Origin of the sequence: Flagellimonas oceanensis, assembly GCF_003992595.1 — a bacterium.
GTDB lineage: Bacteria > Bacteroidota > Bacteroidia > Flavobacteriales > Flavobacteriaceae > Flagellimonas > Flagellimonas oceanensis.
The window spans coordinates 308,033-329,703 of record NZ_RZNA01000052.1; the positions used below are offsets into that span (position 1 = coordinate 308,033).

Here is a 21,671-nt window from a genome sequence, read left to right on the forward strand (position 1 = left end):
GTTTATGAATTTAGTTTAAACTGTCGTTGTCTATTATGATTGTGTGTAATTCTACAGATGATTTAAGCGGTGTTTTTGGGCCAATGGCCTTGTTGTCTCCTTGGTAGCCATAGGCTTGGGGGGATGGAAACAAAAATGTGACCTTCTCATTTATTTTCAAAAGCTTTACCGCATTCTGGAGCCCAGGGAATAATTGCTGTTTGTCTATAACATGTGAGGTCGGCCCTATTTCTTCAGCGGTGTATATGGTATCACCGCCAAGGCTCATCAAGTTATAGGAAAATAGAATTTGGTCGCCCGATTTTAGTTGATAATTGGCCGTATCGTTTTTGGTCTCGTAGTAGTACCAAAATCCGTTTGGACTGGATATGTACTCGTGAACCGTATCCTTTGAAATAATTTCCTGAATGGCGGCTTCCTCTTCTGCCAACAATTTCTTGGTACGTTCAATGGATTCCTTGTAAAAACTACCGGATTTCACTTCAACGGGTCTTCTCGGTTCGGGACCCCCACAGCTCACGACGATGGCAACCAGCAAAACAGCTAGAAAGAATCTCATGTGTTCAATTTGTCTTTATAGTTTTTTAAAATAGCATTGAATTTGGATATGGTCTCCTCCATGCTCATTTCACTTCTCCCCCCAGCTGCATTGGTATGCCCACCTCCATTAAAATGCTCTCGGGCAAATTCGTTTACGGAAAAATCCCCGACGGAACGAAACGAAATTTTAATGATGCCCTCTTCGCGATTTTCAATAAAAATGAGGGCAAAAATAATACCTTCCAAAGTTAGGCCATAATTAACGAATCCCTCGGTATCCCCCTTTTTAAAACCGTATTGGTCCAATTCATCTTGGGAAAGGGTAATGTAAGCAGTTCTGTATTCTGGAAGAATAACCATATTGCTCAAGGCAATACCCAACAAATGCAAGCGGGAAGGGGAGTTGGTGTCAAAAACTTCGCGATGTATTTCCATATTGTCGGCACCCTTATCAATAAGTTCGGCCACAACACGGTGTGTTTTGCTCGATGTAGATCGATATTTAAAAGAGCCAGTATCCGTCATAATGCCCGTGTACAGGTTTGTTGCCATATCGGCATCAATCAAATCGGTTTCCCCTAAAGAGTCGATAAAATTGAAGACCATCTCACAGGTAGAGCTCATGGTCACATCCGAATAGGTTACCTTGGCATAGTCGCTTGGCTGTTGGTGGTGGTCGATCATAATAAAATCAGCCTCCGCTTCCTGTAGGACTGATTCCATTTGCCCCACTCTGGAAAGGTCGTTGAAGTCCAAAGTGAAAATAACCGAAGCCTCATTGATGACTTCCTTTGCCTTTGGGTTTTCCCTCTCAAAATTGATGACGACATCATTTCCCGGCATCCATTTCAGGAATTTTGGATAGTCATTTGGTGCCACCACATGCACTGTGTGCCCTTTTGCCTTTAAAAAACCGGAAAGTGCCAAGCAGGACCCCATGGCATCCCCGTCGGGGTTTCTGTGGGGAATGATCGCTATCTTTTTAGGTTGGGAAAGAATCGACTTTACTGTCGTGATATCCACTGAATTCATGCGGCCAAATATACAATAATATAATATAGAGGTAACTCGGTTTATCCGTATTTTTGGTTTGGTAAACACACATCATGAAACAACTTTATACTTTGTTTGCGGCCTTGGTTTTGTTTTCTGCCTGCAAAAAGAAGGAGGAGAAAACGGTCGAGGTCCAAGAAAAAGCAACACCTGATTTTGTGGTGGCCTTTGGATCATGCAATATGTCGCAGGAACCAAATCCGTTTTGGGACAATATTTTGGCAGAAGATCCAGATGTTTGGATTTGGGGAGGGGACATTGTCTATGCGGATACGGATGATGTGGAACGATTAAGGTCCATTTATGCCATGCAGGATACCGTTGCGGGATATGCTGAATTGAGAAGCCAAGTACCTATTATCGGAACATGGGACGACCATGATTTTGGAGTGAACGATGGAGGTTCCGATTTCGCCATAAAGGAAGAAAGCCAACAAGTATTCCTGGATTTTATGAATGTACCGAAAGATAGTGAGCGTAGAAATCAAGAAGGGGTGTACGCTTCCCATGATTATGAAGTGCCTGCCGGAAAGATAAAGGTAATTGTGTTGGATACCCGGTATTTTAGAAGTGAGCTCATCAAAGATGAGGATTCCAACAAGCGATATAAGCCAACAATGGATTCTACGGCAACTGTACTCGGAAAAGCCCAGTGGCATTGGTTGGAAAACGAACTTAACGGTTCCGATGCGGATTTCAACTTGATTATGTCCAGCATTCAGGTGCTTTCTGGTGAACATGGTTTCGAGACTTGGGGCAATTTTCCGCTAGAGGTGGAAAAGCTGGAAAATATGATAGCGCAATCAAAAGCAAGAGGAGTGATTATTTTATCGGGAGACAGGCATATTTCTGAGTTCTCCAGAACCGATGTTGCCGGGCTTTCATATCCCTTGGTGGATTTTACCAGTAGTGGGCTTACCCATTCGTATTCCAGCTTCAGTGGAGAACCGAACCAGTATCGTGTCGGGGAGGTGGTTTCCGATAAAAGTTATGGTATTATCAATCTCAATATTGAAGGGAAAAGGGCAGAATTTAAAATTATGGGGGACAATGGCACTGTTTTCCAAGAGTTAAAACAAAGCTATTGAGCCTTGTACCTTGGTTGAAAAAGCTTAAGTTTGCGCAAAATTTAAAAAATGACTGGAAATAGAACATTTACCATGATTAAGCCTGATGCCGTTGAAAATGGGTACATCGGGGCGATTTTGGATAAAATTACGGCTGCTGGATTTAAGATTGTGGCCATGAAGTTTACACAATTGAGCAAGAGGGATGCCGAAATATTCTATGCCATCCACAAAGAGCGTCCATTTTTTGGTGAGTTGGTGGAGTTTATGACAAGAGGACCAATCGTTGCCGCTATCTTGGAAAAAGACAATGCTGTGGATGATTTCCGTGCGTTGATCGGGGCTACCAACCCAGAAGAAGCTGCCGAAGGAACTATCAGAAAGTTGTACGCTGCCAGTATTGGTGAGAATGCCGTTCACGGTTCCGATAGTGATGAAAACGCTGCTATTGAAGGTGCTTTCCACTTTTCAGGAAGGGAAATCTACTAAAATAGCTACAAGATATTTTTGTTCAAAGCCACCTTTTGGGTGGTTTTTTTATTTCCTCTTTTATTAACGCAACACCAATTTCTTTACCAGCTCCTTGCCCAGTTCTTCATTGATCATTTTAATGATCTTGGTTTTTCCCAAACTCAATTCCTCCCGCAATACCGAAGAGGAGAGCGATACGTAGAGCGTCTCATTTTTAAGTTCAACGGCCGATGTGTAGTTGTTTACCCCATTGCCCATCAATTTAACCCAAGCCTCTCGGGCATCAACTTTGTCCATGCCTTTTTGCAGCTTGTTTTCCTGGATGAATTCGCTCAAGGCTTCACTCAATGGGATGTGGGAACTATGTCGTTTGGCCATTACTGCGGTATTTTTATGGGTTCAAAACGCTTGTATTTGTAAGTAACGCCTTCTTGGTTGATGACTGAAAAAGAAACTGAATCCAATTGGACCAGTTTTTCCTCCCATTCGCTGAACTCATTTTTATAACGAAGGGTAAAGGTTTCATTGACGTGCGATACTTCAAAATCCTCCACGTCTTTAGAGGTGTCGTACGAGCCATCAAATTGGGGTTTCATCTTTTTTCGGTACCCTTTGTCTTCTTGCAATTGAATAAAATCGATACTCGTGTTCATACCATATTCCTTGATGGAACCATCAGGGAATTCTACCTCCGATATCTCCCAATAACCGTTCAAGTGATGCAAATCCTTTTGATTTATGGATGAATCATTACAGCTCCAGAACAATACGATCAATAAAATGGGAAGTATTTGCTTCATGATGCTACAAGGTAAATATTTTATAACTCTGATGGATGTTCTTGACCACATTTTCGGTTCGGTCGGCATGTGTGTCACTAATAAAGATTTGACCAAAATTGTCATCCTTGACCAAACCTACAATATGGGATACCCTATTCTCGTCCAGTTTGTCAAAAATATCATCCAACAATAAAATGGGAGTGGTGTCCGCCAATTGCTTGATAAAGTGGAATTGTGCCAATTTCAAAGCAATCAAAAATGATTTTTGTTGACCTTGGCTCCCAAATTTTTTAATCGGATGGCCGGCAATCGTAAAGCTCAGATCGTCCTTGTGAACACCAACTGAGGTATATTGAAGGGCACGGTCTTTCTCGACATTGTTTTTCAAAAGGTTCAATAGATTGTCGTCGCTCAATTGACTTTCATAGGAGAGATCGATTTGCTCATCTTTTTCGGAAATGTTGTGATACTGCTCCTTGAAAATAGGGAGGAAAGAATCAATGAACTCCACTCTTTTTTGATGGATTGCCGTTCCCAAGGTGTTCATCTGTTCGTTGTAAATGCTCAAGGTGTCTGAATCAAAAGTTCGATTCGCCACGAAATACTTTAAAAGAGAGTTCCGTTGCGATACTACCTTGTTGTATTTGATGAGGTTTTGCAGATACACCTTGTCCGATTGCGAGATAACACCATCCATAAATTTTCTGCGGGTATCGCTACCTTCTAGTATTAAATCACGATCTGACGGTGAAATGATGACCAAGGGCAAAAAACCAATGTGCTCGGAAAACTTTTCGTATGGCTTTCCGTTGCGCTTGATTACTTTTTTGGTGCCTTTTTTAAAGGAACACAGTATTTTTTCTGTTCTTTCGTTTTTCTCAAACTCCCCTTCGACCACAAAAAAATCGGTGCCGTGTTTTATGTTTTGTGTGGACACGGGGTTAAAGTAACTTTTGCCAAAGCACAAGTGGTAAATGGAGTCCAAAACGTTGGTCTTTCCTACCCCGTTATCGCCCACCAAACAGTTGATCACAGGATCGAATTCCAAGGTCTTGGAATCAAAGTTTTTGTAATTGACTAAAGATAAATGCCTTAAAAACATAAAAAATTAGAGAAACGGTTTGGAATTAAAAGGTGGCCCTTTAAAAAAGGGAATCCAAAAATAACGAATAAATTACCTTTTGGTTTTGGATAAAAACTTTATTTTTGCGCGACCAATTAAATGACGGATGGCAACATACAAGAAGAGAGGCTTTAAGCCAAAAAATAAAGAGGAAGAAGCTCAGATAGAGGAACACGACAGTACAACAGCTGAAGTTTTCAATACTTTGGACGAGGGTGCCTCCAAGACCGAGGAGTGGGTTCAGAAGAACCAAAACTACATTTTGGGCGTTATTGGAGTTATCGCTGTAGGTGTTTTGGCCTATTTGGGATACCACCAGTTCATTCAAAACCCGAAAGAAGCTTCCGCTGCAAACGAACTTTTCTATCCACAACAATATTTTGATCAAGCTTTGGCAAGCGAAACCGAGAAGGATTCATTGTTTACTTTGGCTTTGAATGGAGCCCAAGGTAAATATGGTTTCTTGGATATTATCGAGGAGTACAGTGGTACCAAAGCAGCCAACTTGGCCAAGTATTCCGCTGGTATGACGTATTTGAACCTGAAGCAATATGATCAGGCAGTTTCTTATCTGGAAGATTTTTCTTCCGATGATGATATTATGGGGGCTATGGCTAAAGGGGGAATCGGAGATGCTTTCTCTCAGTTGAACCAACCTGAAGACGCTTTGGATTACTACGAAAAAGCCATTGCACATAGTGATAATGAGTTTACGGCACCACGATATTTGCACAAAGCAGGTGTGGTTGCTTTGAACCTTGGCGAAAAAAGCAAAGCTTTGGGTTACTTTGAACGAATCAAAGAGGAGTACCCTAACTCTCAGGAAGCCAACGGTATTGACGCCCTTATCGGATTGGCGCAAAATTAGAACATGGCCACAGAGAACAAAAACTTATCCGTTTACGATAAAAGCAAAATCCCAAACGCGAAGAATCTTCGGTTTGGGATTGTTGTTTCTGAATGGAACGACGAAATAACCGAAGCCCTGTATCAAGGTGCGGAAGATGCGCTGCTGGATTGTGGGACACTCCCCGAAAATTTGATTCGATGGGACGTTCCGGGCAGTTTTGAACTGACTTTCGGTTGCAAAAAAATGATTCAAACGGAAAAAGTCGATGCTATTGTGGCTATCGGTAGTGTTATCCGTGGGGAAACCAGTCACTTTGATTTTGTATGCAGTGCAACGGCCCAGGGCATCAAGGACTTGAACGTCGCCTATGATGTTCCTGTGATTTTTTGTGTACTGACAGATGATAACATCGAACAATCTAGAGCTAGGAGCGGGGGCAAACACGGCAATAAGGGGACCGAGGCTGCCATCGTCGCCATACAAATGGCTGTGTTGGGAAAGTAAGCCCACGTAACTAAATAAAGCTCAATCTTCGGCACAAGTTCAAATTGAGTTATTCTTACAATCCAACAATCCATAAATGGGTTGTTAACATTTTTTGGGATGATCTCCCAACCCCTTTTTTCTATTTTGAGTACCTTTGAGGTTACAGCGATAAGGATATCATGCGGAACCCTTTAAAACTTAGGAAAAACAAGAGCTTCGATTACTCCCCTAGATATTACAAGGGAGAGGGGAATCCTTATAAAATTGAACACAAACTAGATCAATTTAGGACTACAGCGCATTCTAATAAAGGGCTTAAGAACAAGATTACCTCGGCGATGGATGATCTTCAGACCGAAGGCGATAAAAATTTAAAACTCCGTTTTTGGATTATCGTGGCTGTTTTGGTGCTGCTGTTCCTGTTTATCATCGATTTTGATTTATCAATATTCCTGAATCCATAATGGCGGACATCATTAAACTTTTACCAGACCATGTCGCTAATCAGATAGCAGCAGGGGAGGTGGTCCAACGGCCCGCTTCCGTAGTAAAGGAACTGATGGAAAATGCCATCGATGCAGGTGCTAGTTCCATAAAGTTGATCATTAAGGATGGGGGCAAAACCCTAATCCAAGTGGTCGACGATGGCGTGGGCATGAGCGAAACGGATGCTCGTTTGTCCTTTGAACGTCATGCCACCTCCAAAATATCATCCGCACAAGACCTGTTCAATTTGGAAACCAAAGGTTTCCGTGGAGAGGCTTTGGCCTCCATTGCGGCCATTGCCCATGTGGACATGCAAACGCGCACGGCAGACAACGAGGTAGGGACCCATTTAAAAATTGAGGGAAGTAAAATTGTATCCCAAGAAGTGGTGGCCACTCCAAAGGGAACTTCCATATCCGTAAAAAACCTATTCTTCAATATTCCTGCAAGACGTAATTTCTTAAAGTCCAACCAAGTAGAGCTTCGCCATATCACCGACGAGTTTCATCGTGTGGCCATGGTGCATCCGAATATTGAGTTTCACTTTTACAACAATGGTTCGGAGATATTCAACCTGCCCAGTACAAAACACCGTCAACGAATTGTACACATTTTCGGGAGTAAAATGGAACACCGTCTGGTTCCGGTCAACGAAGAGACCGAAGTGGTAAAAATTTCTGGTTTTATCTGTAAGCCCGAGTTTGCCAAAAAAAGCAGGGGAGAGCAATTCTTTTTTGCCAATAACAGATATATCAAAAGTCCGTATTTGCATCATGCCGTAGTTGCGGCCTTTGAAGGATTAATCAAATCGGATACCTATCCGGGCTATTTTCTGTTTTTGGATGTGGACCCATCCTCCATCGATATCAATATTCATCCAACCAAAACCGAGGTGAAATTCGATGACGAAAATACGCTCTACGCTATTTTACGCTCCACGATAAAGCATAGCTTGGGCCAGTTCAATGTAGCTCCTGTGCTGGATTTTGACCATGACCCGAACTTGGACACCCCTTATTCCTACAAAGAGAAAGGGGCTGTAATCCCCAAGGTTACCGTGGATGCTACGTTTAACCCATTCGAAGAAACAGCAACCAAAAAAAGCGGTTCGAGCAGTAATTACCGTAAACAAAGCACAAAGGGTTGGGAAGATTTGTATGAAGGTCTTGGCAATCAGAATAATCAGCAGGAGTTTAGTAGTGTGGTCATTGAGTCCGAAAGCGAAGAACAGGGCACTTTGTATTCAGGCGAAGGAGTTGAAGAGCATTTGGCCAGTACGTTTCAATTACGGCGCAAATTTGTGGTGAGTACCGTTAAGTCGGGGATGTTGGTCATCCATCAAAATAGGGCCCACGAACGCATTCTTTTTGAAAAGTTTTTGGGAGAGATTACCGTAAAGGAAGGAGTGAGCCAGCAGCTGCTCTTTCCTTTGGAACTTACTTTCAACAAACAAGAACTGACCGTGCTCAAGGAAATACAAGAAAGCCTGACAAACATAGGTTTTGTATTTGAAAGCTTGGAGGAAGAAACTGTAAAAGTGACAGGCGTACCCATGATGGTTCCCGAAAGCGGGATTGGCACGGTATTGGATCGCTTGATTGCTGATTATATGGAAGGGTATGCCGATGGTTCTATTTCGCAGGCCGAAATGCTTGCCAAGGCACTGAGCAGGAACCTTGCCGTGAGAACTGGGGACGTTTTGGATTCGGAGTCACAGCTTATGTTGGTCAACAATCTTTTTGCATGCAAGGAACCTAACTTGAGCCCTTTTCAAAAAATAACATATACCATAATCTCCGAAGGGGATATTGATAAAAAATTCAACTAAATGGGTAGAATGACCGAGGCAGTAAAGCATATATTGATCATTAACGTGATCTTGTTTTTTGCCACACAATTATATGGAGATCAAATGTACCAGTGGATGTCGCTCTGGTTTCCCAAAAATCCAAATTTCGAATGGTGGCAGGTCGTTTCCCATATGTTTATGCATGGGAATTTCATGCATATTCTGTTCAATATGTATGCCTTATGGGCCTTTGGTACGCCATTGGAACGTATTTGGGGAAAGAACAAATTCCTATTTTTCTACTTTTCTGCAGGTTTAGGGTCGGCTGCCTTGCATACAGGTGTCAATTATTTTCTTTTCAACGAAGGAATGAGTGCTTTGGAAGGAGCAGGTATTGCCCGTACGCAGGTTTTGGATATTTTGGCGAATGGACAGTATAGTCCCGGTTGGTACGATATTGCAGGAAAAGGAACAATAGACAGTATGTTGACGGCATTTAATACCCCTGCGGTAGGAGCATCCGGAGCTATCTATGGTATTTTGGTGGCTTTTGCCTTTATGTATTCGGAAGCGAAATTGATGCTCATATTTTTGCCCGTACCCATTAAGGCGAAGTATTTTGTGCCCATTTTAATTGCGGTGGATTTGATTTTTGGAATTGGAAACGTGAATACAGGAGTGGCACATTTTGCGCACATCGGTGGGGCATTGATTGGATTTATAATGATGTGGTACTGGAAAAAGAACCAGTTTAACAATAATCGGTGGGATTAATTTATGATGAACGGAGGACTTCGATATCAATTTGAACGGCTTAGTGTCGCTGAAAAACTGATTGCCATCAATGTGCTTATTTTTTTGATTGATGGACTCTCTGGGGCATTGTTCGGAAAGTCGTTTTCCCGTTGGTTCCATTTGCCCAAGGATTTTTTTGAGTTTCTGGCCCAACCATGGTCGTTGGTTACCTATTCGTTTTTCCATGCAGGATTCGGCCATATTTTCTGGAATATGCTGGTGCTTTACTTTGCGAGTAGAATATTCTTAAACCTTTTTGATTCCCAACGGTTCATCAACGTTTACTTTTTAGGGTTGATGTTGGGTGGACTGGTGTTTTTGCTCAGCTATAACATATTCCCAACTTTGGTCAACTCCAATACAGCCTTGATTGGGGCATCCGCTGGAGTGAATGCGGTGCTCATTTTTGTTTGCACCTATATCCCCAACCAAGAAGTTCGAGTGATTTTCTTCAATATAAAACTGTGGTATATTGGGGTTGCTTTGGTGGTAAAGGATTTAGTGCTGATAGGTATGGGAGACAATATCGGAGGAGGTATGGCGCACTTGGGCGGTGCCTTTTTAGGATATATGTACGCCCGTCAGTTGTTTAAAGGCAATGATATTGGTTCGGGCTTCACTAAATTAAGAAATGCCATTGTGGACCTTTTCAAACCCAAGGAAAAAAAGGCTCCAATGAAAACGGTCTACAAGAAAAAAGCTGCCTCGAACAGTAAAGCGGATTATGATAAACAGGCCAAACAAAAACGCATAGACACCATTTTGGATAAAATCAGTAAATCTGGTTATGAGAGCTTGTCCAAAGAGGAAAAGGACTTTTTGTTTAAGGCGGGTAAGGAAGACTAGAAAGTGAAAAAATCGACCTCGACATGGGACAAGATGGTTTTTGCCGTTAATATATTGGCTGCATTCCTGCTGATTCTCACAGGGGTGATTTCATATGTGCCGTTCCGGTTTCTTTCTACTCTTTCCGTTTTGAGCCTCGTGGTACCTTTCCTATTTGCATTGAACATCGTTTTCCTGCTGTATTGGCTATTAAGGTTCAAAAGGAAATTCTTATTGTCATTTACTGCGATTCTTTTAGGGTATTTGATGTTTGGACCCTTCTATGGTTTTGATGGTAGTGATGAACCAGAAGAAAAGAGCATATCCGATTTGAAAATTATGTCCTATAATGCTTGGGGGTTTAATAAAAACGGATGGATAAAAAAACCAGGGGTTGGGGACAGTATAGTGGAATTAATAAAATCTCAAGACCCTTCTATCCTTTGCATACAGGAACATAACAGGATACGTTATAGACAATTCCAACAGTATCCTTACCGAAGTGAGACCCCATATTCAGTGCCAAGGACAATACAGGCCATATTCTCCAAATACCCCATTGTTGGTAATGGATCTTTGGATTTCCCAGGAACAATCAACAATGTTATCTATGCTGATATTGTTTTTAAAAATGATACGCTTAGGGTTTATAATGTCCATTTACAGTCCTTTAATATTGTGCCGAGCACGGATAATTTTTCAGATGGCGAAAAATCAGAAAGAACCTATAAAAGATTGGTCGGTACTTTTTCCATACAATTGGAACAAGCTGAAATCTTAAAAGATCATTTGGAAAAAAGTCCGTACACTAACATTGTTTGTGGCGATTTTAACAACACGCAATTTTCCAATGTCTATAAAATTGTAAAAGGAGATTTGCAGGATACTTTTCTAGAAGAGGGCACTGGTTTTGGAAGAACATATGATCTCTGGAAAATCCCCCTGCGCATTGATTATATCTTAGCTGACCCAAAGTTTGAAGTATTGTCCCATCAAAATTTTGATGAACGCCTGTCCGATCACTATCCGGTAATGGCTACATTACGCTTGAATTCACATCAGTAAACAATCCAAGATGTCCGCAAAAATGTGGATGATCAAGGCGAACCCGATTACCCGTGTCGTTTTAAAAAAAGGTAATACACAATAAAAGGCAATCGCCCAATAGCTATGGAGTGCATGAAATCCAACACTGCACCGATTTGGGTCGTAGAGTGGTGTGGCCCATAGATGGTCTATGTCGATGATGATTCCGGCCAACAGTATGAGCGCCACTTTGATGCTTTTATCCTTAAAGAACCAAAAGGCTATCAAAATAGGAACCAAAAAATGTATGCCGTAATGGAGTAGGTGCCTAAGCATGTTTTAAATCCAAAGATAGGCTTTTCAGATAGTTGAGTGTGTTGGTACCTTCGTTGAACAATAGGTCCAATACACTTAAATTGGGTATAAACCCGTGTCTTTCCTCAAAAACCTGCACATAAGGTGGGCTATTCCAATCCTTTTCTTTTTTGGCCTCCACCAGAAAGCGGGCGTCAAAATAGTGGGTCGGCTCAACTTCGTATGTCTCGGTTTTTTGGGTTGGAATTTCTATTCCAATACAATCGGCGACGGCTTTAATGGTTTTTAAATTGAAGTCAAATAAGGAATCATCGTCTCCTTCGTACAGCGGTCTAAGTTCATACTCATAAAACTCAAAAAAGGGAGAGGTGCGATATGCTGTTTCCAAGGTGCGCCAATGCTCTTTTTTCCAATTATAACTGTTCTCTGTGGATACATCGGCATATTTTTGACGCCCTTCGTTGCCTCCCACATGTTTTATGGGAATGTTGAGCATGTGCTTGCCTTTATCCGTTGAAATATAACAGCGGTTTCGGTAGGTCTGCTTCTGAAAATTATCTTTAGCCTCCCAGATTACCTCATGCTGGACAATGGCCGCAAAAGTGGGAATACTTGGAAAATATGTTGGATGGGTAAGAATTTTCAAAGAACAAACTGATTAAAAATTACCTATGCTTTCTTCTTCTTTCGCTTTCGGAAGAAGTCAAAAATGAACCAAGCGGCCAAGAGGGCGATGAAGTACCAGAAATAAGATACGGGTTCGCCGCTTCCTCCAACGGTAGTGAATACGCGGTCCCAACGTACCCTCCAATTGGCGATACCTTGCCTAAAGTTGTCAAAACTCATCCAAAGGAACACGGGTTTCCCCACAATATGGTCAGCGGGCACATAACCCCAAGTCCTACTATCTTCAGAGTGGTCGCGATTGTCCCCCATCATCCAATAATAGTCCTGTTTAAAGGTATACGAATCAGCTTCTTTCCCATTTATGAGCACTTTGTTGCCGGTAATCTTCACATCGTTGTATTCATAATCCCGAATGATTTTTTTGTACAACGGAATGGTTCTGGAATTGATTTCAACAGTGGTTCCTTCCTTGGGAATATAGATCGGTCCAAAGTTATCATTGTTCCAAGGGTATAAATCGGGCTTTTGTGGAAAAGCTCCGCCATACATTCCTTTAGGTTCTATGGTCTGTACCACGGAATCAATAGCGGGATTATTTCTGAGTGCCGAGACCATTTCATGGGTTAAGTTGGCCATACGGGAGCGAGGCTTTTCCTCAGTCAAAGAAAGTCGTAATTGACGGATGACATCAGTTGGGATGCCATTTTCCTGCGTATACAATTCAATTTTTCCATCCTCGGTGGGTCTTCCCCCAGAAATAAAAGGTGCTAATGCATTATATTGGGCTTCGCTGATATTGGTTGCAATATATTTGCGAACATAATCGGATGCGTCAACTTCTTCCAAAAATCTACTGGAAACCCCATTTTTTGCATATATATCATACACATACATCGGCTTTGCCCTGTCAGACAGTTGAAGTTCCTCGCCATTGATGTAGACATAGCCGTTGATGACTTCCAAGGAATCCCCGGGTGTGCCCACACACCGTTTTACGTAATTGGATTTTTTGTCAATCGGTTTTATTACGGCCTTTTGCGCTTTAAAAAACTGATACAGAGTATCTGCAGGCAGGCTGAAGACCACAATATCATTTTTCTTGACTTTCTCAAACCCAGGCAATCGCATATAGGGCAATTGCAGTTTGTTGATCCAAGAAGTCTTGTAGGTTTCAGGGTCAACATCGGCCAAATAGGACCTTGTTTTAAGAACAGGAAGCGTATCGTGGACCATTGGTGCGGCCAAAGTGGTCATAGGAACCCGGGCGCCGTAGTGAAACTTGCTTACAAACAGGAAATCGCCTACCCGTAGGGTGCGCTCAAGGGATCCAGTGGGAATTACATATGGCTGAATGAAATAGGTGTGGACAAAGGTCGCGGCCACAATGGCGAATACAATGGAACTAACCCATTCGCCCAATCCAGTATTTGGTTTAAGGCTGCGGTCTTCAATATATTGAACATCTTCAGCGTAATTGATGTAATAGATATAAAAACCAAGGGTAAGGATGACCAACCAAGTGTCCACAAGGGAATTTTTTCCAAAACTTCGGATGGTTTCCACCCAAACCACTGGGAACATCAATAAATTGATAATGGGAATAAACAATAAAATAACCCACCACCATGGTCTATTGATGATTTTCATCAAAACGATACCATTGTAAACGGGTATGGCAGCTTCCCATGCTTTTCTGCCCGCCTTAACGTAGAGTTTCCAAGTTCCCAAGAAATGGATGACCTGAATGATCAGGATGAAGATAATCCATTGAATACCGTCCATATAAAAAAGTTTCTTTGTTAGACTCTGGGTCTATGTTTCTGTTACGTTTTTAGCTAAGGTTTAACACATCCTTCATGGAAAAGACGCCGGTTTTCCCCTGTATCCATTCCGATGCGATCACTGCCCCAAGTGCAAAACCTTCCCTGTTATGTGCTTCGTGTTTTATTTCGATGGTGTCCACGGAACTCTTGTAGGCAATGCTGTGGGTACCGGGAACCATGCCTTCCCTTACGGAATTTATGGAAATTGTTTTATCGCCAGATTCATCCAACTTCCAGTCTTGATAGGAAGTGTTTTCAATAATGTCTTCGGCCAAAGTAATGGCCGTTCCGCTCGGGGCATCCAATTTTTGGGTGTGATGTATCTCCTCCATGGAAACCTTATATTGATCTAATTCACCCATCATTTTGGCAAGATGTTTATTGAGCTCAAAAAAGATATTCACGCCCAAACTAAAGTTGGAGGCATAGATAAATGCACTTTTATGCTCGTCACAAATTTTGATAGCTTCTTCAAACCTATCCAACCAACCTGTAGTGCCACTGATCACGGGCACATTGTTCTTAAAGCAATTGGTGATATTGTCAAAAGCAGCTTCGGGTGTGCTAAAATCAATGGCAACATCCATTGAATCATAATTTACGTCTTGCGAGGGGTCGTCAATCTTCGCTACTATGGAATGGCCTCTATCCTGAGCAATTTGCTCGATCATCTTTCCCATTTTGCCATATCCAAACAGACCAATCTTCATACATTAAAATTTTATGACCATGGCCATACCGTAGTTTGGCTCATTGGTAAAAGGATTAATATCCAGGTAAGGGTTGAAATCAACGGCCAAATCATCACTGACATTATACTGTTGTAGGTGTGAATCCACATTGGCATCGATAATATTCAAGGCGTAAAGTGCAATGGTGATTACCAAGGCCAAATCCCTGTCCCTCTGCGTGTTTTCCTGTGCTTCCTGTAGTGCTTCGGAAGTTAGATCGGGACCGTTGCCATCTCCGTTCAAATCCCAAAATTCATCATCCTCAAAACCAGCAAGTCGGCGTTTAAAAGCATTTCTTGCCCTGCGGTACTCAGTATTGTTGTAGGAGTACACATAAATACCTGTGCCAATGGCTCCCCAAACAATAGGGGCCTTCCAGTAACGTTTGTTGTAAATCTGTCCCAGACCAGGGAGAATTGCCGAATAAAATGCAGCCTTACTCGGGGCAAGGGGGTTAATGTCTTTTTGTTTGGTGACTTCTTCAAAAGTTACACCTTCCCCTTCCATATTTTGAGCAATGGAATCTACCTCTTTGGTCTGCTGGGGCTGTTCTTTTTTATCATTTTCCTCTTCTTCCTGAGAGAATCCTGACTGAAACAACAAAAAGGCAAAGAGCAATAAAAGGAGGTTTTTATTCACCAGTCAACAATTTTTTGATACGCTTAAAGTCTTCCTCGGAATGGAAGGGTATCACAATTTTACCTTTTCCGTTTTTGGATGTGGTCACGTCCACTTTGGTAGCAAGACGCTCTTTGATGGAGTCCAAGCTGTTGGAAACAAAATCAGGCACATTGGGAGTGCTTTTTTTCTTTTCGGCACCTGAACCTTTAGGCTCCTTATGAGCTTTTACCAATTGCTCCGTAGCTCTTACCGATAGTCCGTCGGAAACAACTTTTTCATAGATGGCAATCTGTTCTTTTTTCTTATCGATGTTGATAAGGGCCCTACCATGCCCCATACTGATGAATCCGTCGCGCATTCCCGTTTGGATAATGGGGTCCAATTTCAATAACCTCAGATAATTGGTAATGGTCGAGCGTTTTTTTCCAACACGGTCACTCAACTTTTCTTGTGTGATTTCAATCTCGTCTATCAGTCGTTGGTAGGAGAGTGCGATTTCAATGGGGTCAAGATCCTGTCTTTGGATATTCTCCACCAAGGCCATTTCCAGGGATTCTTGGTCGTTGGCGATACGGATGTAGGCTGGAATGGTTTCCAACCCCACTAATTTGGATGCGCGGAATCTACGTTCCCCAGAGACCAACTGGAATTTGTTGAAATCCAGTTTTCTTACTGTAATAGGTTGTATTATGCCAAGTTCACGAATGGAACTGGCCAGTTCTTCAAGGGTTTCGTCGTTAAAATTGGAACGTGGCTGAAAAGGGTTGACTTCAATGGAATTGATATCCAATTCCACTACATTACCAATAACCTTGTCCGCATTTTTATCCGAAACTGACTTGATATCATTCTCTGGATCATTCAATAGAGCGGACAGGCCTCTTCCCAACGCCTGTTTTTTTGTTGCTTTCGCCATCTAAACTTTCTCCTTGTTTTTCTTCAAAATCTCGTTGGCTAAGTTAAGATAATTGGAGGCACCTTTACTGCTAGCATCATATTTTATGATACTCTCGCCATAACTTGGGGCCTCGCTCAGCCTAACGTTTCGTTGGATGATGGTGTCAAAGACCATATCCGCGAAGTGCTTTTTCACTTCTTCAACCACTTGGTTGGAAAGTCGCAACCTGGAATCGTACATGGTCAACAACATTCCCTCGATGTCCAAATCGTTGTTGTGTATTTTTTGTACACTTTTTACGGTGTTCAATAGTTTACCAAGACCTTCCAGGGCAAAATATTCACATTGTATGGGTATCATTACGGAATCTGCTGCAGTAAGTGCATTCAGGGTAAGCAACCCGAGCGAAGGGGCACAATCTATTAGTACAAAATCATACTTATCGCCCAAATTCTTCAATGCGTTCTTCATCATGTATTCCCTGTTGTCCTTATCCACCAATTCGATTTCGATGGCAACAAGGTCGATGTGTGCGGGAACTAAATCCACATTGGGGGAATCCGTAGGGATGGTTACTTCTTCCACAGTCATGGTGTGTTCCAAGAGCTGATACGTTCCGTTTTCCACGGAATCAACATCAATACCCAATCCAGATGTGGCATTGGCCTGGGGATCGGCGTCAATGAGTAGTACTTTTTTTTCCAATACACCTAAAGAGGCTGCAAGGTTTACCGTTGTGGTGGTTTTTCCTACACCGCCCTTTTGGTTTGCTATTGCAATAATCTTGCCCATTTCATAGTAAGTTAGGTGCTAAAAATACGATTATTTAGGATGCGATAAAATGTAATTTGTTAACAGGTGGTAAATAAACCTGCTATTCCGCGTTAAATAAAGTTAAACTTTTACTTGCTAGACTATTGCGGATTCTAATCCAAAAGGATGTTCAGAATTTCCGTGGCAGCATCCGCGATTTTGGTACCTGGGCCAAATACGGCAACAGCTCCATTGTCCAACAAGTGCTTGTAATCCTGTTTTGGAATCACGCCTCCCACAATGACCATGATGTCTTCGCGACCGTATTTTTTAAGTTCTTGGACCACTTCAGGAACCAAGGTTTTGTGACCTCCTGCCAGTGATGAAATCCCCAATACATGGACGTCGTTTTCAACTGCTTGCTTGGCCACTTCGGCAGGGGTTTGGAACAATGGGCCTATATCCACATCAAAACCGAGGTCCGCATATCCCGTGGCTACTACTTTAGCACCACGATCATGTCCATCTTGACCCATTTTGGCCACCATAATACGGGGTCTTCGGCCTTCTTGCTCAGCAAAGGTGTCGGCAAGCTTTCGGGCTTTCGCAAAACTCTCGTCGTTCTTGATCTCTTTGGAATACACGCCGGTAAAGGATTGAATTTTTGCTCTGTAGCGACCGAATGCACTTTCCATGGCATTGCTGATTTCTCCCAAGGTAGCACGCTCTTTGGCCGCTTCAACCGCTAAAGCTAATAAATTTCCACGGTCAGCATTGTTTTCCGTGGCTTTTTTGGAGGCGATACGGATAGCTTCCAGTGCCTCTTCAACTTTTTGTGAATCCCTGCTATTTCGGATTTGATCTAGACGGGCCATTTGCTTTTTACGTACCTTGGCATTGTCCACTTCCAAAATTTGAAGGTCGTCTTCGTTCTCCAACCGGTATTTGTTCACTCCAACGATAACATCTTGTCCACTATCGATACGTGCTTGTTTTTTGGCCGCTGCTTCTTCAATGCGCATTTTTGGAATGCCTTTTTCGATGGCCTTCGTCATTCCGCCCAACTTTTCCACTTCTTGAATCAGTTCCCAGGCATTTTCTGCAATCTCTTGTGTCAATTGCTCCACTTTGTGGCTGCCAGCCCAGGGATCTACCGTTTTCGTGATATGGGTTTCCTGTTGCAGATAGATTTGTGTATTTCTCGCAATACGCGCGGAAAAGTCGGTGGGCAAAGCAATAGCTTCGTCCAAAGCATTGGTGTGGAGACTTTGAGTGCCTCCAAAGGCTGCCGCCATGGCTTCAATGGTGGTTCTGGCCACATTGTTGAAAGGATCCTGCTCGGTCAAACTCCAGCCACTGGTCTGACTGTGGGTGCGGAGCATGGAGGATTTTGGGTTCGAAGGATTGAATTGCTCCACCAGTTTGGCCCAAAGCATTCGCCCTGCGCGCATTTTGGCGATTTCAGCAAAATGATTCATACCGATACCCCAGAAAAAGGATAGTCGTGGTGCAAATTCATCAATTTTAAGGCCTGCTTTAATCCCTGTTCGAATATACTCAATGCCATCGGCCAAGGTATAGGCGAGTTCCATGGATGCGGGTGCCCCTGCCTCGTGCATGTGGTATCCGGAAATACTGATGCTGTTGAACCTCGGCATATGTTTACTGGTAAATTCAAAAATATCGGCCACGATCTGCATGGAAGGCGTAGGTGGGTAGATGTAGGTATTCCGTACCATGAATTCTTTCAAGATATCGTTTTGGATAGTTCCTGAAAGCTGCTCCATGGAAACCCCTTGTTCCAAACCAGCTACAATATAAAAGGCCATAATGGGAATCACGGCACCGTTCATGGTCATGGAAACGGACATTTTCTCCAATGGGATACCGTTGAACAAAATTTTCATGTCCTCGATGGAATCTATGGCAACACCAGCTTTGCCCACATCTCCAACTACACGGTCGTTGTCCGAATCGTAGCCACGGTGAGTGGGCAGGTCAAAGGCTACTGATAGCCCTTTTTGGCCTGCTTCCAAGTTTCTCCGGTAAAACGCATTGCTTTCCTCGGCTGTAGAAAATCCTGCATATTGGCGAATGGTCCAAGGCCTGCGAACGTACATGGTAGAGTAGGGGCCACGAAGAAATGGCGAGATACCCGCTGCAAAATTCCCGTGCTCGTAATTTTGGGTCTCGACTGCGCTCGACCTGACAGCCAATTCCAATTGTTGAAGGTCTTTTCTACTCATCGTTCAATCTTTTTTGTTCAGATGCTTCGGCCAATCTTTTTTCTATAATCGGCTCAATGATGGTTTTTCGGGCTTTTTGCTTTACAAAGGGGTAGAGCTCCAGGTCATCCTTCATCCTATCTTGCGGATTTTGGTATTTGTTGGTGCCCAAAGAAACTATTTTTCCTTCATCAAAGAGTTGCTGTTCTTTATTGGCACTTTCCTTTATTTTTTGCTGGATGGTGCCTTTTTTAAGTGCTTCCAGGTATCCTCCTGTTTTTTCCAACTGCTTGAAGAGAACTAATGCTTTCTCAGCAAGTTGTTTGGTAAGGGATTCAATATAGTAGGCGCCCTCAGAAATTTGTGAAGCCTCGGTAAAATAGCCTTCTTCTTTTAAAAGAAGCAATTGGTTACGGGCAATACGCTCCCCGAATTCATTATCTTTATGATAAATGGCATCGTAGGGCAGATTGCAGACCGTGTCGGCTCCACCCAATACTGCAGACATGCACTCGGAGGTGGTTCGGAGCATGTTTACATTGTAATCGTAAAGGGTTTTGTTTCGCTTGGAGGGAATCGCTAGGATGTTGCACGCACTTTGTACACCATATGCTGACGCCAAACTTTCCCAAAGCCATCGTAAAGCTTTGATTTTTGCAATTTCAAAAAAATAGTTACTGCCTACTGCCACTTTAAAGGTAAGGGGAAAAGACTTCTCGACTGCACTCGAAGTGACGATATGGTTAAGATACTCGTTGGCGTGAGCTAAGCTGTATGCCAATTGCTGTACCATATTGGTGCCAGCATTTTGATAGTGGGAAGCATCTACTCCGATTATTGAAATATCCGAAGTTCCAAGTGAAACCAATTCAGTGAATATTTTGTGGTCATCTTCAAGATTGTGATACCAGTTGCCATCTTCGGTCAAATGGCCAATGATGTCAATATTCAAATAGGCTTTTGCCTTGTTGTCTTTTAGGAATGCCACCAATTTTTTGATGGGCTCCAAAGCCAAAAACTCAAAGTTGAAATAGAGCTTCGTCTCTTTTAAATCAATTCCAGAGAACAAGGTTTCAAAGCCTGTAGTTTCGTTTGGGATAGTGAAAATCAAACTTTCCACGCCTTTTTCAAGTATTTCGAGGGCTTTTGCATTAGACTTTTTTTCGTCGCCAACATAAATATCTTGTCCAATCGACCAATCGTGGTCTTTTGGCAAGGCATAGCTAGGGCTGTTTTTTAAGTCCTCTTGATTGTAAAAAGGCTTGACATTGATGCCTTCCAAAGATTCCCAGACCAAGGTTTCGTTGTAATCGGCACCTTTTAAATCCACCTGAATCTTTTGTTTCCATTGTTTGGCGGAAACTTCGGGGAATTCTTGAAATAAGCTAGTGTTACTCATCTTGCTTGTTCTTTAGACTGTCTTCATATTCGATAAGGAATATTTCCTCATTGTCCTTTTTCATATAATACTTCTCGCGGGCCAGTTTTTCCAGTTCCTTTTCATCGGACATCTTTTCTAAGATTTCTTTGTCCTTGGCAATCTCGCCTTGGAGGAATTCTTTTTCTTCTTCCAACTTATCAATTTCACTTTCCAGCTCCAAATGAATCATTAGGGAATTGGTGTCAAAAAAAGCCATCCAAATCACAAAAATGGTCAATACCAAAATGTAGGTGTTGGTCATAATTTTAAACCATTTCTTTTTTCTCAATTCCTTTAGGCCCATATTAAGAAAGATTATTGTTGATGATGGTCCTAACAATATCCACGGCAACCGTGTTATAGTGGTTGTTCGGGATGATAATATCCGCAAACTCCTTCGATGGTTCAATAAATTGAAGGTGCATAGGCTTTACAGCGGTTTGGTACCGTGTCAGCACCTTTTTTAAATCGTGTCCGCGTTCTTGGGTGTCACGTTGCAACCTTCTGATCAAACGTTCATCCGAATCGGCATGCACAAATATTTTTATATCGAACATGTCCCTCAATTTGGGGTTGCTCAGTACCAGGATGCCCTCTACGATCATTACTTTGCGTGGTGCCGTGGGAACAGTTTCCTTCATTCGGGTTTCCTCGACAAAGGAATATATCGGCGTATCCACGGTTTCTCCCTTCCTTAGTTGGCCAATATGCTCGATCAAAAGGTCGAAATCTATCGAGTTTGGATGGTCAAAGTTTACCATGGCCCTTTCCTCTTTACTCATATGGGAAAGGTCATTATAGTAGGAATCCTGAGATATCACACCTACTTCCTCCGTGGGCAATTGCTCCACAATTTGGTTTACCACCGTTGTTTTTCCGCACCCTGTGCCGCCAGCAATCCCTAAGATCAGCATAGTTTAAATTTTGGCATCAAAAATAAACAAATGATTACATCTCCTGTCTAT

At 42.5% G+C, this 21,671-nt stretch carries 25 protein-coding genes; 9 read left to right on the forward strand and 16 right to left on the reverse strand.

Going from position 1 to position 21,671, the window contains the following annotated elements; translation table 11 throughout:
* Positions 1-10 precede the first annotated feature (10 nt).
* Both gldI and EO132_RS18735 read right to left on the reverse strand, forming a co-directional pair.
* A complete protein-coding gene (gldI, locus tag EO132_RS18730) occupies positions 11-559 on the reverse strand; it encodes a gliding motility-associated peptidyl-prolyl isomerase GldI (protein ID WP_127139330.1) in 549 nt (182 codons plus the stop codon).
* A complete protein-coding gene (locus EO132_RS18735; protein ID WP_127139331.1) occupies positions 556-1,572 on the reverse strand; it encodes a DHH family phosphoesterase in 1,017 nt (338 codons plus the stop codon). The genes gldI and EO132_RS18735 overlap by 4 nt, the downstream gene beginning before the upstream one ends.
* A 74-nt stretch (positions 1,573-1,646) precedes the next feature.
* Between EO132_RS18735 and EO132_RS18740 the strand changes: the two genes are divergently transcribed.
* Together EO132_RS18740 and EO132_RS18745 are read left to right on the forward strand one after the other, a co-directional pair.
* Positions 1,647-2,681, forward strand: a complete 1,035-nt coding sequence (locus tag EO132_RS18740; protein ID WP_127139332.1) for an alkaline phosphatase D family protein — start codon at positions 1,647-1,649, stop codon at positions 2,679-2,681.
* Between the two features lie 48 nt (positions 2,682-2,729).
* Entirely contained in the window at positions 2,730-3,149 is a 420-nt protein-coding gene (locus EO132_RS18745) for a nucleoside-diphosphate kinase (RefSeq protein ID WP_100815890.1), read from the forward strand.
* Positions 3,150-3,212: 63 nt separating this feature from the next.
* Here EO132_RS18745 and EO132_RS18750 read toward each other — a convergent pair whose 3' ends face one another.
* From EO132_RS18750 to recF, 3 genes are read right to left on the reverse strand one after another with little or no spacing between them, the layout of a single operon-like run.
* The gene (locus EO132_RS18750; protein ID WP_127139333.1) at positions 3,213-3,509 is read right to left on the reverse strand and encodes a DciA family protein; all 297 of its coding nucleotides are present in this window, start codon (positions 3,507-3,509) and stop codon (positions 3,213-3,215) included.
* Positions 3,509-3,931, reverse strand: coding sequence for a hypothetical protein (locus EO132_RS18755; protein WP_127139334.1), 423 nt, complete (start codon positions 3,929-3,931; stop codon positions 3,509-3,511). Before EO132_RS18755 ends, EO132_RS18750 begins: the two co-directional genes overlap by 1 nt.
* 4 nt (positions 3,932-3,935) lie before the next feature.
* Positions 3,936-5,015, reverse strand: coding sequence for a DNA replication/repair protein RecF (gene recF / locus EO132_RS18760; protein ID WP_127139335.1), 1,080 nt, complete (start codon positions 5,013-5,015; stop codon positions 3,936-3,938).
* A 127-nt stretch (positions 5,016-5,142) separates the two neighbouring features.
* Here recF and EO132_RS18765 point away from each other — a divergent pair, with 127 nt between their 5' ends.
* The 7 genes from EO132_RS18765 (at position 5,143) to EO132_RS18795 (ending at position 11,332) form a co-directional block, all read left to right on the forward strand.
* A complete protein-coding gene (locus EO132_RS18765; RefSeq protein WP_127139336.1) occupies positions 5,143-5,904 on the forward strand; it encodes a tetratricopeptide repeat protein in 762 nt (253 codons plus the stop codon).
* A 3-nt stretch (positions 5,905-5,907) separates the two neighbouring features.
* Positions 5,908-6,390: a 6,7-dimethyl-8-ribityllumazine synthase gene (ribH, locus tag EO132_RS18770; RefSeq protein ID WP_127139337.1), complete on the forward strand. Its 483-nt coding sequence runs from the start codon at positions 5,908-5,910 to the stop codon at positions 6,388-6,390.
* Positions 6,391-6,551: 161 nt separating this feature from the next.
* A complete protein-coding gene (locus EO132_RS18775; RefSeq protein WP_127139338.1) occupies positions 6,552-6,836 on the forward strand; it encodes a riboflavin synthase subunit beta in 285 nt (94 codons plus the stop codon).
* Positions 6,836-8,686, forward strand: coding sequence for a DNA mismatch repair endonuclease MutL (mutL, locus tag EO132_RS18780; RefSeq protein ID WP_127139339.1), 1,851 nt, complete (start codon positions 6,836-6,838; stop codon positions 8,684-8,686). The genes EO132_RS18775 and mutL overlap by 1 nt, the downstream gene beginning before the upstream one ends.
* Positions 8,687-9,421, forward strand: coding sequence for a rhomboid family intramembrane serine protease (locus tag EO132_RS18785; protein ID WP_127139340.1), 735 nt, complete (start codon positions 8,687-8,689; stop codon positions 9,419-9,421). It begins immediately after the preceding gene.
* A 3-nt stretch (positions 9,422-9,424) separates the two neighbouring features.
* The gene (locus EO132_RS18790) at positions 9,425-10,288 is read left to right on the forward strand and encodes a rhomboid family intramembrane serine protease (RefSeq protein ID WP_127139341.1); all 864 of its coding nucleotides are present in this window, start codon (positions 9,425-9,427) and stop codon (positions 10,286-10,288) included.
* Positions 10,289-10,291: 3 nt separating this feature from the next.
* Complete coding sequence (locus tag EO132_RS18795) at positions 10,292-11,332, forward strand: endonuclease/exonuclease/phosphatase family protein (RefSeq protein WP_127139342.1); 1,041 nt, start codon at positions 10,292-10,294, stop codon at positions 11,330-11,332.
* Here EO132_RS18795 and EO132_RS18800 read toward each other — a convergent pair.
* The 11 genes from EO132_RS18800 to udk form a co-directional block, all read right to left on the reverse strand.
* Positions 11,321-11,629 (reverse strand): DUF6122 family protein, encoded by a 309-nt coding sequence (locus EO132_RS18800; protein WP_127139343.1) that lies wholly within the window; start codon positions 11,627-11,629, stop codon positions 11,321-11,323. The two genes, EO132_RS18795 and EO132_RS18800, sit on opposite strands and share 12 nt — an antisense overlap.
* On the reverse strand, positions 11,622-12,254 hold the full coding sequence (locus EO132_RS18805) for a WbqC family protein (RefSeq protein ID WP_127139344.1): 633 nt from the start codon (positions 12,252-12,254) through the stop codon (positions 11,622-11,624). The genes EO132_RS18800 and EO132_RS18805 overlap by 8 nt, the downstream gene beginning before the upstream one ends.
* A 23-nt stretch (positions 12,255-12,277) precedes the next feature.
* Positions 12,278-14,017, reverse strand: coding sequence for a signal peptidase I (gene lepB, locus EO132_RS18810; protein ID WP_127139345.1), 1,740 nt, complete (start codon positions 14,015-14,017; stop codon positions 12,278-12,280).
* A gap of 49 nt (positions 14,018-14,066) precedes the next feature.
* The gene (gene dapB / locus EO132_RS18815) at positions 14,067-14,768 is read right to left on the reverse strand and encodes a 4-hydroxy-tetrahydrodipicolinate reductase (RefSeq protein ID WP_127139346.1); all 702 of its coding nucleotides are present in this window, start codon (positions 14,766-14,768) and stop codon (positions 14,067-14,069) included.
* A gap of 3 nt (positions 14,769-14,771) precedes the next feature.
* Positions 14,772-15,428, reverse strand: coding sequence for a DUF5683 domain-containing protein (locus EO132_RS18820; RefSeq protein WP_235856513.1), 657 nt, complete (start codon positions 15,426-15,428; stop codon positions 14,772-14,774).
* Positions 15,421-16,326, reverse strand: coding sequence for a ParB/RepB/Spo0J family partition protein (locus EO132_RS18825; protein WP_127139347.1), 906 nt, complete (start codon positions 16,324-16,326; stop codon positions 15,421-15,423). Before EO132_RS18825 ends, EO132_RS18820 begins: the two co-directional genes overlap by 8 nt.
* Complete coding sequence (locus tag EO132_RS18830) at positions 16,327-17,100, reverse strand: ParA family protein (protein ID WP_127139348.1); 774 nt, start codon at positions 17,098-17,100, stop codon at positions 16,327-16,329. It lies immediately after the preceding gene.
* 134 nt (positions 17,101-17,234) lie between these two features.
* Positions 17,235-19,307, reverse strand: coding sequence for a methylmalonyl-CoA mutase (scpA, locus tag EO132_RS18835; RefSeq protein ID WP_127139349.1), 2,073 nt, complete (start codon positions 19,305-19,307; stop codon positions 17,235-17,237).
* A complete protein-coding gene (locus tag EO132_RS18840) occupies positions 19,300-20,685 on the reverse strand; it encodes a methylmalonyl-CoA mutase subunit beta (protein ID WP_127139350.1) in 1,386 nt (461 codons plus the stop codon). The genes scpA and EO132_RS18840 overlap by 8 nt, the downstream gene beginning before the upstream one ends.
* A complete protein-coding gene (locus EO132_RS18845) occupies positions 20,678-21,010 on the reverse strand; it encodes an FtsB family cell division protein (protein WP_127139351.1) in 333 nt (110 codons plus the stop codon). Before EO132_RS18845 ends, EO132_RS18840 begins: the two co-directional genes overlap by 8 nt.
* A 1-nt stretch (position 21,011) precedes the next feature.
* Positions 21,012-21,620 carry a uridine kinase gene (gene udk / locus EO132_RS18850; RefSeq protein ID WP_127139352.1) on the reverse strand — a complete coding sequence of 203 codons (609 nt, stop codon included), beginning with the start codon at positions 21,618-21,620 and terminating at the stop codon, positions 21,012-21,014.
* Positions 21,621-21,671 lie beyond the last annotated feature (51 nt).

Bases quoted from the DNA above. Each gene is read 5' to 3' on its own strand.
- gldI (WP_127139330.1), bottom strand. From the start codon at position 559: ATGAGATTCTTTCTAGCTGTTTTGCTGGTTGCCATCGTCGTGAGCTGT.
- EO132_RS18735 (WP_127139331.1), bottom strand. From the start codon at position 1,572: ATGAATTCAGTGGATATCACGACAGTAAAGTCGATTCTTTCCCAACCT.
- EO132_RS18740 (WP_127139332.1), top strand. From the start codon at position 1,647: ATGAAACAACTTTATACTTTGTTTGCGGCCTTGGTTTTGTTTTCTGCC.
- EO132_RS18745 (WP_100815890.1), top strand. From the start codon at position 2,730: ATGACTGGAAATAGAACATTTACCATGATTAAGCCTGATGCCGTTGAA.
- EO132_RS18750 (WP_127139333.1), bottom strand. From the start codon at position 3,509: ATGGCCAAACGACATAGTTCCCACATCCCATTGAGTGAAGCCTTGAGC.
- EO132_RS18755 (WP_127139334.1), bottom strand. From the start codon at position 3,931: ATGAAGCAAATACTTCCCATTTTATTGATCGTATTGTTCTGGAGCTGT.
- recF (WP_127139335.1), bottom strand. From the start codon at position 5,015: ATGTTTTTAAGGCATTTATCTTTAGTCAATTACAAAAACTTTGATTCC.
- EO132_RS18765 (WP_127139336.1), top strand. From the start codon at position 5,143: ATGGCAACATACAAGAAGAGAGGCTTTAAGCCAAAAAATAAAGAGGAA.
- ribH (WP_127139337.1), top strand. From the start codon at position 5,908: ATGGCCACAGAGAACAAAAACTTATCCGTTTACGATAAAAGCAAAATC.
- EO132_RS18775 (WP_127139338.1), top strand. From the start codon at position 6,552: ATGCGGAACCCTTTAAAACTTAGGAAAAACAAGAGCTTCGATTACTCC.
- mutL (WP_127139339.1), top strand. From the start codon at position 6,836: ATGGCGGACATCATTAAACTTTTACCAGACCATGTCGCTAATCAGATA.
- EO132_RS18785 (WP_127139340.1), top strand. From the start codon at position 8,687: ATGGGTAGAATGACCGAGGCAGTAAAGCATATATTGATCATTAACGTG.
- EO132_RS18790 (WP_127139341.1), top strand. From the start codon at position 9,425: ATGATGAACGGAGGACTTCGATATCAATTTGAACGGCTTAGTGTCGCT.
- EO132_RS18800 (WP_127139343.1), bottom strand. From the start codon at position 11,629: ATGCTTAGGCACCTACTCCATTACGGCATACATTTTTTGGTTCCTATT.
- lepB (WP_127139345.1), bottom strand. From the start codon at position 14,017: ATGGACGGTATTCAATGGATTATCTTCATCCTGATCATTCAGGTCATC.
- dapB (WP_127139346.1), bottom strand. From the start codon at position 14,768: ATGAAGATTGGTCTGTTTGGATATGGCAAAATGGGAAAGATGATCGAG.
- EO132_RS18825 (WP_127139347.1), bottom strand. From the start codon at position 16,326: ATGGCGAAAGCAACAAAAAAACAGGCGTTGGGAAGAGGCCTGTCCGCT.
- EO132_RS18830 (WP_127139348.1), bottom strand. From the start codon at position 17,100: ATGGGCAAGATTATTGCAATAGCAAACCAAAAGGGCGGTGTAGGAAAA.
- scpA (WP_127139349.1), bottom strand. From the start codon at position 19,307: ATGAGTAGAAAAGACCTTCAACAATTGGAATTGGCTGTCAGGTCGAGC.
- EO132_RS18840 (WP_127139350.1), bottom strand. From the start codon at position 20,685: ATGAGTAACACTAGCTTATTTCAAGAATTCCCCGAAGTTTCCGCCAAA.
- EO132_RS18845 (WP_127139351.1), bottom strand. From the start codon at position 21,010: ATGGGCCTAAAGGAATTGAGAAAAAAGAAATGGTTTAAAATTATGACC.
- udk (WP_127139352.1), bottom strand. From the start codon at position 21,620: ATGCTGATCTTAGGGATTGCTGGCGGCACAGGGTGCGGAAAAACAACG.